We start from the raw sequence: 14620 nt of genomic DNA on the forward strand, positions 1-14620 counted from the left end.
TGTTGGGCTTCGCCCAGATATATCGTCTATTTCCGTCTGAGGAAACCGGTTGACCCCGACTCCCGCGGACGTTAAGTTCCGTCGCCGGAACGTGTCAAGACCTCCCAATCCAGCGAGAGGGGTGCCCTGTTGGCGCAACAGACCATCCGGGCCAGGCTGGTGGACGTCGCACAGGCGGCCGGGGTCTCCAAGGCCACCGTGTCCAAGGTGCTCAACGGCCGCCAGGACCTGTCCGTCCGGCCGGAGACCCGGCGGCGCGTCCACGAGGCCGCCGAAGCGCTCGGCTACCGTCCCCACTCCGGGGCGCGGGCGCTGGCGGGTGCGAGCACCCACGCCCTCGCGCTGCTGGTCCCCGCCCTCACCAACCCCACGTACGTCACCATCGCCCGCGGCGCCTACCAGCGGGCCCGTGAGCTCGGCTATCTCTCCCTGCTGGCCGAGGACTTCGACGGGCAGGAGGCGGACGAGTCCTTCAACGACCTGGTCCAGGAGGGCCGCGTGGACGGACTGCTGATCGCCTCGGCCCGACCCGGTCACCCCCTGCTCGACGCACTCCGCCGCAGCCCGGTCCCGCACGTCTTCCTCAACCGGTCGGTCGAGGGGTCCGGCCGGAACGTCACCATGGACGTGGCCCGCTCCAGCGTCACCGCCCTGGACCACCTGTACGACCTCGGCCACCGCGCGGTCGGCCACATCGCCGGTCCGCCCGGCATCACCCCCAGCGACACCCGCAAGCAGGCGTTCCTGCGGCACGCCCAGGAGCTCTCAGTCGCCGCTCCGGTCGCCTCCGGCGACTTCACCGAGGACGGCGGCGTGTCCGCGGCACTGGAACTGCTCCGTCCCGCCGACGGCGGCAAGCACCCCCCGGTCACCGCGCTCTACACCAGCTCGCTGGCCCAGGCCATCGGCGCGATGGGCGCGATCCGGAGCCTGGGGCTTCGGATACCCGAGGACATCTCGGTGGTCGGCAACGACGACCTGCCCGTCGCCGGGCACCTCCACCCGCCGCTGACGACCGTGGCCATGCCCCTGTACGAGCTGGGAACCGCCGCCGTCGACGCCCTCGTGGCCGCCATCCGGGGCACGCCGCCAGGAGACGTGGTCGTACCCACCGAGCCGCATCTGGTGCTGCGCGGTTCCACCGCACGCCCCGGAGACGCACCATGACCGCAGCTCTCGCCCGCTTCGCGCGCCGCACCGCCCTGCTCACCGCGGCCGGCTCCGGCATCGGCGAGGCCACCGCCCACCGCTTGGCCGCCGAGGGAGCGTCCGTCGTCGTCACCGATGTCGACGCGGAGGCCGCCCACCGGGTGGCCGAGGAGATCGGCGCCAAGGGGGGCCAGGCGCGCAGCCGCCGTCTCGACGTGACCTCGCCCGACGAGTGGGTCGCCACCGTCGCCGAGATCACCGCGCGGAACCGGCACCTCGACGTGCTGCATCTCAACGCCGGCCGGAACCTGCCCGGAGCCGCCCACGAACTGGACGACACCTCCTGGCACGACCAGCTGCGGCTCTCCCTCGACTCGGTGTTCTACGGCGTCCGGGCGACCGTGCCCCTGCTCAGAGCCGCCGGGGGCGCGGTCGTGATCACCTCCTCGATCCACGCGGCCATCGGCTTCCACGGCTTTCCCGCGTACGCGGCGGCCAAGGGCGGGATCGGAGCCCTGGTGCGCCAGCTCGCCGTCGAGTACGGCGGTGAGATCAGGTTCAACGCCGTGCTGCCCGGCGCCGTGGTCACGGCCCTGTGGGCGCACACGCCTGCGGAGTACAAGGCCAGGGCGGCCGCGCGGACGCCTGTCGGCAGACTCGGGACCCCCGAGGACATCGCGGCCGCCGTGGCCTTCTTCGCCTCCGACGACGCCTCCTTCATCACCGGACAGAACCTGCTCGTGGACGGCGGCCGCAGCATCAGCGCCCACGAGTGACATCTCCCGACCGCCACCACCACTGCCACCGCCACCCCCTTTCGTGCGCACAGGACCCGGAGGCCGCCGAAAGATGAAGATCACCGGTTACGAACTCTTCCTCGTCGAACCGCGCTGGCTCTTCCTGCGCGTCGACACCGACGAGGGGATGTCCGGCTGGGGCGAGCCCATCGTCGAGGGCAAGGCGCACACCGTCGCCCGCTGTGTCGAGGAGATGTTCGACTACCTCGTGGGGCAGGACCCGGCGCGTATCGAGGAGCACTGGCAGACGCTCGCCAAGGGCGGCTTCTACCGGGGCGGTCCCGTGCTGATGAGCGCCCTGGCCGGCATCGACCAGGCGCTGTGGGACATCGCCGGCAAGACCCACGGCGTCCCGGTGCACCAGCTGCTGGGCGGTCATGTGCGCGACCGGGTCCGTGTCTACGGCTGGGTGGGGGGCGAAACCCCCGAGGAGCTGGCGGAGTCGGCGGCCGAGCAGGTCGCCAAGGGCCTGACCGCGGTCAAGCTCAATCCCTGCGGTCAGTTGGAGCCGCTCGCCGCGCCCGCCGCCATCCAGGCCATCGTGGACAACGTGACCGCCGTACGCGAGGCCATCGGCCCGGAGTGCGACCTGGCGCTGGACTTCCACGGCCGGTTCAGCGGGGCGATGTCCCGGCGGGTGCTTCCGTTGCTGGAGCCCCTGCTGCCGATGTTCGTCGAGGAACCGGTGCTGCCCGAGTTCACCCAGGACCTCGGCGCCGTGGTGCGCTCCACGTCGATCCCCATCGCCACCGGTGAACGGCTCTACTCCCGCTGGGACTTCCGCTCCGCGCTGGCGGACGGCATCGCCGTGGCCCAGCCGGACATCAGCCACGCCGGCGGCATCTCGGAGACCCGGAGGATCGCCGCGATGGCCGAGACCTACGACGTCATGGTCGCGCCACACTGCCCGCTCGGCCCGATCGCGCTGGCCGCCAGTCTCCAACTCGACTTCGCCGCACCGAACTTCCTCATCCAGGAACAGGCGCTCGGCATCGGCTACGGCGACAGCAGCGGTCTGCCGGCCTACCTCGTCGACGCCGAGCCCTTCACGTTCCGCGACGGCTACATCAAGCGCCTGACCGCGCCCGGTCTGGGCATCACCATCGACGAGGACGCGGTCCGTGCCGCCGCCGAGCGCGGGCATCGCTGGCGCAACCCGGTGTGGCGCAACGCGGACGGGTCGCTGGCTTCCTGGTAGCCCCGGTCACCGCCGGACCGGAAGCGTCAAGGGCCGCAGGACGCGGTCGCGCGGCCCTCACGCGGAGCATTCCGGGCGACCCGCGCGACCCGGCGCCCCGAACTCCCGCCGCACCGGCCGGCTGGGCTACAGCGTGCGCTCCAGGCGGTCCGCCACCAGCTTCACGAAACGCGCGGGTTCCTTGGGCTGGCCGCCCTCCGCGAGCACCGCCAGGCCGTGCAGCAGTTCGGTGGTCTCGGCGAGCACGGTGCGGTCCTCGCGTTCCTTGTACGCCTGGTTCAGGCCCTTCACGAGCCGGTGGTCGGGGTTGATCTCCAGGATCCGCTTGGTGCGCGGCACCTCCTGGCCCATCGCCCGGTACATGTTCTCCAGGGCCGGGGTCAGGTCCTGCGCGTCCGAGACGATGCAGGCCGCCGACACGGTGAGGCGCGACGACAGACGCACCTCCTTGATGTCCTCGTCCAGCTGTTCCTTCATCCAGCCGAGCAGATCCGCGTATTCCTCGGTCTGCTTCTCCCGCTCGTCGTCGCCCTTCTCGTCCCCCCGCGCGCCGAGGTCGATCTCACCCTTGGTCACGGACCGCAGTGCCTTGCCCTCGTACTCCCCCACGGCGTCGACCCACACCTCGTCGACGGGGTCCGTGAGCAGCAGCACCTCGATGCCCCGGTCCCGGAACGCCTCCATGTGCGGGGAGTTCTCGACGCTCTGCCGGGACTCACCGGTGATGTAGTAGATGTGCTCCTGCCCGTCCTTCATCCGCTCCACATAGCCCTTGAGCGTGGTCGGCTCGTCGTCGCCGTGCGTGGTGGCGAACGAGGAGACGGCGAGGATGGCGTCGCGGTTCTCGGGGTCGGTGACCAGCCCCTCCTTCAGGACGGCACCGAACTCCCGCCAGAACGTGGCGTAGCGGTCCGGGGCACCGGTCATCATGTCCTTGACCGTGGACAGGACCTTCTTCGTCAGACGCCGCTGCATCATCCGGATGTGGCGGTCCTGCTGCAGGATCTCGCGGGACACGTTGAGCGAGAGGTCCGCCGCGTCGACGACGCCCTTGACGAAGCGGAGGTAGGGCGGCAGCAGCGCCTCGCAGTCGTCCATGATGAAGACGCGCTTCACATACAGCTGCACCCCTCGCTGGAAGCCCTGCGTGAACAGGTCGTGCGGGGCGTGCGACGGGAGGAACAGCAGGGCCTGGTACTCGAAGGTGCCCTCTGCCTGCAGCCGGATCGTCTCCAGCGGATCGCGCCAGTCGTGGCCGATGTGCTTGTACAGCTCGTGGTACTCGTCGTCGGAGACCTCGTCGCGCGAGCGCGCCCACAGGGCCTTCATCGAGTTCAGCGTCTCGGGTTCGCGCGCGCTGTCGTCGCCCTCTGCCGTGGCCGCCTGGGGGACCAGCCGGATCGGCCAGGTGATGAAGTCGGAGTACCGCTTGACGATCTCCCTGATCTTCCATTCGGAGGCGTAGTCGTGGAGCTGGTTGTCCGGGTCCGCCGGCTTGAGGTGCAGGGTGACCGCCGTGCCCTGCGGCGCGTCGTCGACCTTCTCCAGCGTGTACGTGCCCTCGCCACGGGACGTCCAACGGGTGCCCTGGCTCTCGCCGGCGCGGCGGGTCACCAGGGTCACCTCGTCCGCCACCATGAAGCCGGAGTAGAAGCCGACCCCGAACTGTCCGATGAGCCCCTCGGCTCCGGCCCCGTCCTCGGCCTCCTTGAGCTCCTTCAGGAGGGTGGCCGTGCCGGAGTGGGCGATGGTGCCGATGAGTTGCCCGACCTCGTCGTACGACATGCCGATGCCGTTGTCCCGCACGGTGAGGGTGCGGGCGTCCTTGTCGATCTCGATCTCGATGTGCAGGTCGGACACATCGGCATCGAGCGTGTCGTCCCGCAGCGCGGCGAGGCGCAGCTTGTCCAGCGCGTCGGAGGCGTTGGACACGAGTTCGCGCAGGAAGACATCCTTGTTCGAGTAGACGGAGTGGATCATCAGCTGCAGCAGCTGACGGGCCTCTACTTGGAACTCAAACGTCTGGGTCGGCATGGTTCGCGATTACCTCACGGGTCTTCAGTCGCCGGACGGTTGGTAGTCACTGTAAAACACCACGTGAGGACGGACTGCCGACCCGTTGCCGATAATCGAACAACAAGGGTTAGCATATGAGCGCCGCCTAGCTCGAAAGATAAGACTGTGACTGTCAACGACGACTCGTTCACCAGCTGGAAGCACCGCGAAGAGATCGCGGAGTCGATGATCCCCGTCATCGGGAGACTGCACCGGGAGCGGGACGTCACAGTCCTCCTTCACAGTCGCTCCCTGGTGAACAAGTCGGTGGTCAGCATCCTCAAGACCCACCGGTTCGCCCGGCAGATCGCCGGGGAGGAGCTCTCGGTCACCGAGACGCTGCCGTTCCTCCAGGCGCTCACCGCCCTCGATCTCGGCCCCTCCCAGATCGACATCGGCATGCTCGCCGCCACGTACAAGGCCGACGACCGGGGTCTGTCGGTGGAGGCGTTCACCGCCGAGGCCGTCGCCGGCGCCACGGGGGCGAACAAGATCGAGCGCCGTGAGCCGCGTGACGTCGTCCTCTACGGGTTCGGCCGCATCGGGCGCCTGCTCGCCCGCCTGCTCATCGAGAAGGCCGGCTCCGGCAACGGGCTGCGACTGCGCGCCGTCGTCATACGCGGCGGTGGTGACCAGGATCTCGTCAAGCGCGCCTCGTTGCTGCGCCGCGACTCCATCCACGGCCAGTTCCACGGCACGATCACCGTCGACGAGGCGAACGGCACGATCGTGGCCAACGGCAACGAGATCAAGGTGATCCACGCCGACGATCCGAGCGAGGTCGACTACACGGCGTACGGCATCAAGGACGCCATCCTCATCGACAACACCGGCAAGTGGCGCGACCGCGAGGGCCTGTCGAAGCACCTGCGTCCCGGTATCGACAAGGTCGTCCTGACCGCCCCGGGCAAGGGCGACGTCCCCAACATCGTCCACGGTGTGAACCACGACATGATCAAGCCGGACGAGCGGCTCCTGTCCTGCGCGTCCTGCACCACCAACGCGATCGTGCCGCCGCTGAAGGCGATGGACGACGAGTTCGGCGTGCTGCGCGGGCACGTGGAGACGGTCCACTCGTTCACCAACGATCAGAACCTGCTCGACAACTACCACAAGTCCGACCGCCGTGGCCGCTCGGCGCCGCTCAACATGGTCATCACCGAGACCGGTGCCGCCTCGGCCGTCGCGAAGGCTCTGCCCGACCTCAAGGCGAGGATCACCGGCAGCTCGATCCGCGTCCCGGTGCCGGACGTCTCCATCGCGATCCTCAACCTGCAACTCGCCCGGGAGACCACCCGGGACGAGGTCCTCACCCACCTCCGCGACGTGTCGCTGACCTCGCCGCTCAAGCGCCAGATCGACTTCATCAGCGCCCCCGACGCCGTCTCGAGCGACTTCATCGGCTCGCGCCACGCCTCGATCGTCGACGCCGGCGCGACCAAGGTCGATGGCGACAACGCGATCCTCTACCTGTGGTACGACAACGAGTTCGGCTATTCCTGCCAGGTCATCCGGGTCGTCCAGCACGTCTCCGGCGTGGAGTACCCGACCTACCCGGCACCGGCGGTCTGAGCGGAGGCGGGTCGGCCTCGACCGGATCCGGCCGGAGGCGGCCGACTCCCGGCACGGCGGACACGCGGTGCCGGGAGCGGGACGCCCCTCAGCGTGCTCCGGGTCGCCCTCCGCCGGAGTCCGCTCCGCCCGACGTGCGCAGGGTGCCGACCGTCTTCAGCAGCCGGTCGGCCGGTTTCCGCAACTCGGGGTGGGCCAGGACCGTGTTGCGCAGGCCCCGCACCGGCCTGCGCCACAGCCGGTACGCCGCCGCCACCGGGTGGGGGCGGGTGGCGAACCCCTCGCCCACCCGCAACTCCCGGGTCTTGAGCCAGTCCTTGTACTCCTTGTCGCCCCGCCCCAGGTCCACGAGCGTCACACCGTGCCGGGCCGCCGCCTCGGCCAGCCGGAGGTGCATCATCAAGCCGGGCGAGTAGTAGCGGAGTTCGGGGTCGTAGGCGGTGAACCAGGCCGCGAGCACCGTGCTGGACCTCGGCCCGAAGTGGGCGGCCATCGGCCGGTCGCCCGCGTACAGCACGGACAGCACGCCGGTGAAGTGCTCCTCGCGGACGCGGGAGAGGTGGTCCACCAGGTCGACGATCCACGGCCGCGAGAACCGGTCCATCCGTCCGGTCCGACGGTACTGGGCGGACTTCCACTGCATCAGCGTGCGCAGCGCCCGCGGATCGCGCTCGTCGAAGACGAACCGCACCTCGCCGACGTCGCGCCCCACGCGGCGCTCCTTCTTCAGGACCGTCTTGGCCAGCCCCGGATACGTGCCGCGCAGCCAGTGCGGGTAGTCGCCGTCGCCGGGCTTCACATCGATCACGGGTGAGGCGAACGTCCCCGTGACGTGTCGGCCGAAGGGTCTCTGTTCCTCGACGAGATGGTCGAACTCGAAGATGGACAACCCGCAGGCCTGCAACAGGTCCTGCGCGTCCCAGGAGATCCCGGGCCGGTGCACGAGGGCCTGGCAGTCGGACAGGCCCAGACCGATGGCCCGGCCCACGCCCAGGGCGTTGCGCTCGTACGGGAGGAATCCGACGGGCTCCCCGTTCTCGCGGAGCACCGCCACCCGTGCCCCACCGCGGTACCGGCCGATCCCGGTGGCGAACTCGGGTGCCAGGAAGGGATTGGCGTACTCGGGCGACACGTCCATGGCCTGGTGCCAGGCCCCGCGCAGCGCGTCGCTCAGCTCGTGCGGCCGGTGAATGGTGATGTCCACCTCACATCAACCGCCCTTCCGCAGGCTCCGCAAGGAACATGCCGGTGACGGCACAGCCCGGCAAGGCATGGTGACGACTACTCATGGATCTGCTCGTGGACCGCATGGACGACCGCTCCCCCCTGTGACGCTGTCGCGTCCTGTCACTGCTTCGGGCCCTTCCGGCCCGGACGCCGTGTACGCGCTCGTGTCACGATCGAGGACCGGGACGAAACACGTTCGGCAGGGATCAAACGTCGCGAAACACTGCGCACGCTGTCAAGAGCGCCTGCCGTAACGAAAGTGCGCACGGGAGACGTTCCGCTCGGCCGCCTCAGGGCCGCCCCCCTCCCGGACTTACCGTTCCGGCGCGTGCGACACCCGGCTCGGGCGGTACCCGCCATCGCCTTGCCCAGCCGGGGCTGACTCTCCTAGCCTCATTTTGTGCCGCTCATAAACAAATCAGTCCTGCACAAAGGCGTGCCGGGCAGCGACCTCACCCGGCTCCGTGTCGCCCTCACCGCCTTCTTCGCCCTCGACGGCTTCGTCTTCGCCGGTTGGGTCGTACGCATCCCGGACGTCAAGGAGCAGACGGGCGCGTCGGCGAGCACCCTGGGGCTCGCGCTGCTAGGGGTGTCCGCGGGCGCGGTGATCACGATGACGCTGACCGGCCGGCTCTGCCGCCGGTTCGGCAGCCACCCGGTGACCGTCGTCTGTGCGGTCCTGCTGTCGCTGAGCGTGGCCCTGCCCCCGCTCACCCACTCCGCACCGGCGCTCGGCGCCGTCCTGCTTGTCTTCGGGATGGCGTACGGAGGCATCAACGTCGCGTTCAACAGTGCCGCCGTCGACCTGGTGGCCGCACTGCGGCGGCCGGTCATGCCCAGCTTCCATGCCGCGTTCAGCCTGGGCGGCATGGTGGGCGCCGGGCTCGGCGGACTGGTCGCCGGATCGCTGTCGCCCACCCGGCACCTGCTCGGACTGACCGTGACGGGCCTGCTCGTGACCGCGGTCGCCGGGCCCACGCTGCTGCGCCAGCGGCCCCCGGAACCGCCGGACAGGGCGCGGCCCGAGGACACCGCGCCACACCGTCTCGGCACCCGAACGCGGGGCCTGGTCACCGTGTTCGGCCTGATCGCGCTGTGCACCGCCTACGGTGAGGGCGCGCTGGCGGACTGGGGCGCGCTGCACCTGGAACAGGACCTCGACGCCCACCCCGGGGTGGCGGCGGCCGGTTACTCCTGCTTCGCGCTCGCCATGACGGTGGGCCGGATCAGCGGGACCACGCTCCTCGAACGGCTCGGGCGGGTCCGTACGGTGGTGGCCGGCGGCGCCACGGCATCGGCCGGCATGCTGCTCGGCTCGCTCGCGCCGTCGGTGTGGGCGGCCCTGCTCGGCTTCGCCGTCACCGGGCTGGGCCTCGCCAACCTCTTTCCGGTCGCCGTGGAGCGAGCCGGTGCGCTCGCGGGCCCGGGCGGAGTCGCGGTGGCCTCGACACTCGGTTACGGCGGCATGCTCCTCGGCCCGCCCGCCATCGGGTTCATGGCCGACTGGTTCTCACTGCCCACCGCGCTCACCAGCGTGGCCGTCCTCGCGGCCGTCGCCTCCGCGATCGGATACGGGGCGCGCCGCGCGACCGCAGGCCGCCCGTGACCGGAGGAGGCCGTCGAGGACTTCACACCGGCCGGGGCGGCCCAGGTCGCCCTTCATACCGGGGTCGCTCTTGATACGGGGGTCGCTCTTGCCCTGGAGTGCGCTTCATCCGGCACACTCGCCGCATGGAGACTGCCGAGTTCGTGGGAGCCCTGGACCGGGAGGGCCGGCTGCTGGCCGCGGCGGCCGAAGAGGCGGGTACCGAGGCGAAGGTGCCGACCTGCCCGGGCTGGCAGGTTCGGGATCTGCTGCGGCACACCGGCGTGGTGCACCGCTGGGCGGCGGCCTTCGTCGCCGAGGGGCACACCTCGTACCGCCCTGACAGTGGGCTGCCGGACCTCGACGGGACGGAGCTGACGGCCTGGTTCCGGGAGGGGCACCGCCACCTCGTCGACACCCTCTCCTCGGCCGCGCCCGACGTCCGGTGCTGGCACTTCCTGCCCGCGCCCTCGCCGCTGGCCTTCTGGGCCCGGCGGCAGGCGCACGAGACGACGGTGCACCGGATCGACGCCGAGTCGGCACGCGGCGGTACGCCCACCGGGATCGGCCGGGAATTCGCGGTGGACGGCATCGACGAGCTGCTGCGCGGCTTCCACGCCCGCTCCAAGAGCCGGGTCCGCAGCGAGGAGCCGCGGGTGCTGCGGGTGCGGGCGACGGACGCCGACGGCGCGGTGTGGACCGTACGGCTGTCGGGCGAGCCTCCCGTGACCGAGCAGGGCGGGAGCGGCGACGCCGACTGCGAAGTGGCCGGGCCCGCGGCGCACTTGTACCTGTCGCTGTGGAACCGGCTGCCGTTCCCGGACGTGACCGGTGACACCTCCCTCGCCGCGCTGTGGCGTGAGAGGTCCGCCGTCACCTGAGGCTGAGCATCCTGGTCAGCACCGCGCGCTGCACCGGCCGCACCTCGTCGTGCAGGGCGCGGCCCTTGTCCGTGAGCGTCACCCGCACACCCCGCCGGTCCTCGGTGCACAGGGCGCGCTCGACCAGGCCGTCCTTCTCCAGGCGGGCGATCAGCCGTGACAGCGCGCTCTGGCTGAGGTGGACCCGCTCGGAGATCTCCTGGACGCGGTAGCCGCAGGAGCCGTCCGCCGCCGGCCCCGGCCCGTCGGACAGCACGTCCAGCACTTCGAAGTCGCTGGCGCACAGACCGTGCTGGTGCAGGGCGCGGTCGAGCTCGCACTGGGTGCGGGCGTGCAGCGCCAGGATGTCGCGCCACCGGTCCACGAGCGCCCGGTCGGAAGTGTCCGCCTCGTCCTTGGCAGCCATGGCCGCACCGTAGCAGAGAGCAGGCTTTGTTGCATCCGAATTAAATGCACTTGCATCCAATGCAAATGCATGGAAGTCTGTCGGGCATGACCTCTCCGCTCACCACACCCGCGTTCGAAGGACGCTGGACCCCCCGGCTCTGGGGCACCCTGCTGGTGCTCTGCGCCGCGATGTTCCTCGACGCACTGGACGTGTCCATGGTCGGCGTCGCCCTGCCGTCCATCGGGACCGACCTCCATCTGACGACGTCGACGCTCCAGTGGATCGTCAGCGGCTACATCCTCGGCTACGGCGGGCTGCTCCTCCTCGGCGGACGCACGGCCGACCTGCTCGGCCGGCGCCAGGTCTTCCTGGTGGCACTGGGCGTCTTCGCGCTCGCCTCGCTGCTCGGCGGACTCGTCGACTCCGGTCCGCTGCTGATCGCCAGCCGGTTCATCAAGGGCCTCAGCGCCGCGTTCACCGCACCGGCGGGCCTGTCGATCATCACCACGACCTTCCCCGAGGGCCCGCTGCGCAACCGCGCCCTGTCGATCTACACCACCTGCGCCGCCACCGGCTTCTCCATGGGCCTGGTGCTCTCCGGCCTGCTCACCGAGGCCAGTTGGCGCTTCACCATGCTGCTGCCCGCGCCGATCGCGCTGCTCGCCCTGCTCGCCGGCCTGAAGCTGCTGCCGCGCAGCGCACGCGAGAAGGACCACAACGGCTACGACATCCCCGGCGCCGTCCTCGGCACCGCCTCGATGCTGCTGCTCGTCTTCACCGTCGTCGAGGCGCCGCACGTCGGCTGGGCCTCCGCCCGCACGCTGCTGTCCTTCCTCGCCGTCGCCGCCCTCCTCACCGTCTTCGTCGTGGTCGAGCGGCGCTCGGCGGGACCGCTGATCCGGCTCGGCGTGCTGCGCTCCGGCAACCAGGTCCGCGCCCAGCTCGGGGCCATGGCCTTCTTCGGCTCGTACGTCGGCTTCCAGTTCCTGGTCACTCTGTACATGCAGTCGCTGCTCGGCTGGTCCGCACTGCACACGGCACTCGCGTTCCTCCCGGCGGGCGCGCTGGTGGCCGTGTCCTCGACGAAGGTCGGCGCGATCGTGGACCGTTTCGGCACCCAGCGGCTGATCGCGGTGGGCTTCGCCCTCATGGTCGCCGGATACGCCCTGTTCCTCCGCGTGAACCTGCACCCGGCGTACGCAGCGGCCATCCTGCCGAGCATGCTGCTCATCGGCGCGGCCTGCGCCCTGGTCTTCCCCTCGCTCAACATCCAGGCCACGAACGGCGTGGACGACCACGAGCAGGGCATGGTGTCCGGCCTGCTCAACACCTCGGTCCAGGTGGGCGGCGCGATCTTCCTGGCCGTCGTCACCGCGGTGGTGACCGCCAACGCGCCCGCGCATCCCTCGGCGCAGGCCGTCCTCGACAGCTACCGGCCCGGCCTGATCGTGGTCACGGGCATCGCCCTGGCAGGCCTGCTGATCACCCTCACGGGCCTGCGCACGCGCCGGACACAGCGATCCCTGGTGGTCGCGAAGTCCCTCCAGGAGGAGGCGAACGCGGAACCGGTCGGGGTCCGCGACTAGGGTCTTTCGTTCGGATCAGCCCGGCATGATCAACGAGAGGCCCTTGGGGGACGCCTCCTCACGTACGCCCGGCGGGGTTCCTTGCCCCGCCGGGCGTACGCCTGTTTGACTTCGGGCTGTCGGGCGGCACGCGGCACACGCTCGTCACCTCGGGCATCGCGGTGGCGTCCGTGGTGTTCCTCGTGCGTGTCGTCGGCGTGCCGGTCCGCTTCGGGCGCGGTGGGGGTGCTCAGCCCAGCCAGCCCGGTCGTACCAGCCCCGACTCGTAGGCCAGCACGACCAGTTGGGCCCTGTCCCGCGCGCCCAGTTTCACCATGGTGCGGCTGACGTGGGTCTTCGCGGTGAGCGGGCTGACGACCAGCCGGCGGGCGATCTCCTCGTTGGACAGTCCGATGCCGACCAGGGCCATCACCTCCCGTTCCCGCTCGGTGAGTCCGGTGAGCGACGCGGTGGCCGCGGGCTCCTTGGAGCGGGCCGCGAACTCGGAGATCAGCCGCCGCGTCACGCTCGGAGAGAGCAGGGCGTCGCCCGCGACCACCGCCCGTACGGCGCGCAGGAGTTCCTCCGGCTCGGTGTCCTTGACGAGGAAGCCGGAGGCACCGGAGCGGATCGCCTCGAAGACGTACTCGTCGAGTTCGAAGGTGGTGAGCATGACCACCTTCACGCCGTCCAGGTCCGGGTCCCGGGTGATCCGGCGGGTCGCGGCGAGCCCGTCGAGCAGCGGCATGCGGATGTCCATCAGCACGACGTCGGGCCGCGCCTCGCGCACCGTGCGCAACGCCTCCTCGCCGTCGGCGGCCTCCCCGGCCACCTCGATGTCCGGCTGGGCGTCGAGCAGCGCCTTGAACCCTGCCCTGACCAAAGACTGGTCATCGGCGAGCAGTACCCGGATCAACGGTCCTCCCTGTGCGCGAGTGCCCCCTCGGTCGATGTCCTCAGCGGCAGTACGGCAAGCACCCGGAAACCGCCGTCCGCGCGCGGGCCCGCCTCGATCGTGCCACCGAGCGCGGCCGCCCGCTCCCTCATCCCGGCCAGGCCGTTCCCGCTCCCGCCCGCCTCGGCGCCGGTCGCGGGCCCGTCGTCGTCGACGCGAAGGCGCAGCACACCCTGAGCGCTGTCGACGTGCACGCGCGCGTGCCGGGATCCCGAGTGGCGTACGACGTTGGTGAGCGCCTCCTGCACGATGCGGAACGCGGCGAGATCGGTGCCCGGCGCAAGCCGCGGCGCCTCGCCCTCGACCGTCACCGTCAGCCCGGCGCCCGCGGCCTGCTCGACGAGTTCCGGCAGCCGGTCCAGACCCGGCGCGGGCGCGCGCGGCGCGTCCCCGGGCGTGCGCAGGCTGTCGAGCACCTGGCGCACCTCCCCGAGCGCCTCCTTGCTGGCGGCCTTGATGGTGGTGAGCGCCGTACGCGCCTGCTCCGGGTCGGAGTCCAGCAGCGCGAGGCCGACGCCGGCCTGGACGTTGATCACCGAAATGCTGTGGGCGAGGACGTCGTGGAGCTCACGGGCGATGCGCAACCGCTCCTCGTCGGCGCGCCGCCGTAGGGCCTGGGCCCGTTCGGCCCGCTCGCGCGCCCACTGCTCGCGCCGCACGCGCACGAGTTCCGCCATCGCCACGATGGCCACCACCCAGGCGGAGATGAGCAGTTCCTGCCCCCAGGAGGCCGCGGAGTCCCCGGGCGGCGGCAGCCATCGGTACAGCCAGTGCGCGACCAGGACGTGCCCGGCCCAGAACATCCCGACAGCCGTCCACGCCGCGGTGCGGCGGCCCGCGGCGAGGGCGCTGAAGCAGCCGACGGCGACGGTGAAGAAGACCGGGCCGTACGGGTATCCGGCGCCCAGGTACACCATGGCCGCCGCTGCCGTCACGAAGACGACCGGCACGGGATGCCGTTGCCGCCACAGCAGCGCTCCCGAGGCCACGACGACCAGCACGTAGGCGAGGACGTCGAGGGACGCGCGGTGGCCGTGCTGGTTGCGGGCGGAGAAGTGCGTGCCGACGACCACGAAGGCGGTGAACAGCAGGGTGGAACGCCAGGGAAGGCCGGAGCCGCGGGGCTCATGCCTCCACCACGGCGGCCCGTGCCTCCACGACGGCGGTCCTTTCCCCCGCCACGGGGCGTCTGCGTGCTGCTCCTCCATGCCGTTCACGCTAGACGGCCCTGGCGGGGGACGGCGTCGG

Annotated in this window: 13 protein-coding genes; 8 read left to right on the forward strand and 5 right to left on the reverse strand. The window is 70.8% G+C overall.

Features of this window, described 5'->3' with window-relative positions; translation table 11 throughout:
* Nucleotides 1-129 precede the first annotated feature (129 nt).
* The 3 genes from SY2F82_RS18015 (at nucleotide 130) to dgoD (ending at nucleotide 3144) form a co-directional block, all read left to right on the forward strand.
* Nucleotides 130-1167 (forward strand): LacI family DNA-binding transcriptional regulator, encoded by a 1038-nt coding sequence (locus SY2F82_RS18015; RefSeq protein WP_200420122.1) that lies wholly within the window; start codon nucleotides 130-132, stop codon nucleotides 1165-1167.
* Nucleotides 1164-1925: an SDR family NAD(P)-dependent oxidoreductase gene (locus tag SY2F82_RS18020; protein ID WP_200420123.1), complete on the forward strand. Its 762-nt coding sequence runs from the start codon at nucleotides 1164-1166 to the stop codon at nucleotides 1923-1925. The genes SY2F82_RS18015 and SY2F82_RS18020 overlap by 4 nt, the downstream gene beginning before the upstream one ends.
* A gap of 73 nt (nucleotides 1926-1998) precedes the next feature.
* Nucleotides 1999-3144, forward strand: coding sequence for a galactonate dehydratase (dgoD, locus tag SY2F82_RS18025; RefSeq protein WP_200420124.1), 1146 nt, complete (start codon nucleotides 1999-2001; stop codon nucleotides 3142-3144).
* Nucleotides 3145-3270: 126 nt separating this feature from the next.
* On the opposite strand, the gene htpG is transcribed toward dgoD, so the two are convergent.
* Entirely contained in the window at nucleotides 3271-5178 is a 1908-nt protein-coding gene (gene htpG, locus SY2F82_RS18030; RefSeq protein WP_200420125.1) for a molecular chaperone HtpG, read from the reverse strand.
* 147 nt (nucleotides 5179-5325) lie between these two features.
* Between htpG and SY2F82_RS18035 the strand changes: the two genes are divergently transcribed.
* Nucleotides 5326-6771, forward strand: coding sequence for a glyceraldehyde-3-phosphate dehydrogenase (locus SY2F82_RS18035; RefSeq protein ID WP_200420126.1), 1446 nt, complete (start codon nucleotides 5326-5328; stop codon nucleotides 6769-6771).
* Between the two features lie 88 nt (nucleotides 6772-6859).
* On the opposite strand, the gene SY2F82_RS18040 is transcribed toward SY2F82_RS18035, so the two are convergent.
* Nucleotides 6860-7975 carry a GNAT family N-acetyltransferase gene (locus SY2F82_RS18040; RefSeq protein ID WP_200420127.1) on the reverse strand — a complete coding sequence of 372 codons (1116 nt, stop codon included), beginning with the start codon at nucleotides 7973-7975 and terminating at the stop codon, nucleotides 6860-6862.
* A gap of 459 nt (nucleotides 7976-8434) precedes the next feature.
* Here SY2F82_RS18040 and SY2F82_RS18045 point away from each other — a divergent pair, with 459 nt between their 5' ends.
* The gene (locus tag SY2F82_RS18045; protein ID WP_200420565.1) at nucleotides 8435-9604 is read left to right on the forward strand and encodes an MFS transporter; all 1170 of its coding nucleotides are present in this window, start codon (nucleotides 8435-8437) and stop codon (nucleotides 9602-9604) included.
* A gap of 125 nt (nucleotides 9605-9729) precedes the next feature.
* Nucleotides 9730-10464, forward strand: coding sequence for a maleylpyruvate isomerase family mycothiol-dependent enzyme (locus SY2F82_RS18050; protein WP_200420128.1), 735 nt, complete (start codon nucleotides 9730-9732; stop codon nucleotides 10462-10464).
* Here the strand turns inward: SY2F82_RS18050 and SY2F82_RS18055 are convergent.
* Complete coding sequence (locus SY2F82_RS18055) at nucleotides 10457-10870, reverse strand: MarR family winged helix-turn-helix transcriptional regulator (RefSeq protein WP_200420129.1); 414 nt, start codon at nucleotides 10868-10870, stop codon at nucleotides 10457-10459. The genes SY2F82_RS18050 and SY2F82_RS18055 overlap by 8 nt on opposite strands.
* 86 nt (nucleotides 10871-10956) lie before the next feature.
* Between SY2F82_RS18055 and SY2F82_RS18060 the strand changes: the two genes are divergently transcribed.
* Nucleotides 10957-12438 (forward strand): MFS transporter, encoded by a 1482-nt coding sequence (locus SY2F82_RS18060; protein WP_200420130.1) that lies wholly within the window; start codon nucleotides 10957-10959, stop codon nucleotides 12436-12438.
* 170 nt (nucleotides 12439-12608) lie between these two features.
* Nucleotides 12609-12707 (forward strand): DUF6332 family protein, encoded by a 99-nt coding sequence (locus SY2F82_RS38980; RefSeq protein ID WP_374707174.1) that lies wholly within the window; start codon nucleotides 12609-12611, stop codon nucleotides 12705-12707.
* Here SY2F82_RS38980 and SY2F82_RS18065 read toward each other — a convergent pair.
* A complete protein-coding gene (locus SY2F82_RS18065) occupies nucleotides 12668-13333 on the reverse strand; it encodes a response regulator transcription factor (RefSeq protein ID WP_200420131.1) in 666 nt (221 codons plus the stop codon). The genes SY2F82_RS38980 and SY2F82_RS18065 overlap by 40 nt on opposite strands.
* Nucleotides 13330-14580, reverse strand: a complete 1251-nt coding sequence (locus tag SY2F82_RS18070; protein WP_200420132.1) for a sensor histidine kinase — start codon at nucleotides 14578-14580, stop codon at nucleotides 13330-13332. Before SY2F82_RS18070 ends, SY2F82_RS18065 begins: the two co-directional genes overlap by 4 nt.
* Between the last annotated feature and the right edge of the window lie 40 nt (nucleotides 14581-14620).

Origin of the sequence: Streptomyces sp. Y2F8-2 (assembly GCF_014905555.1) — a bacterium.
Classification (GTDB): domain Bacteria; phylum Actinomycetota; class Actinomycetes; order Streptomycetales; family Streptomycetaceae; genus Streptomyces; species Streptomyces cynarae.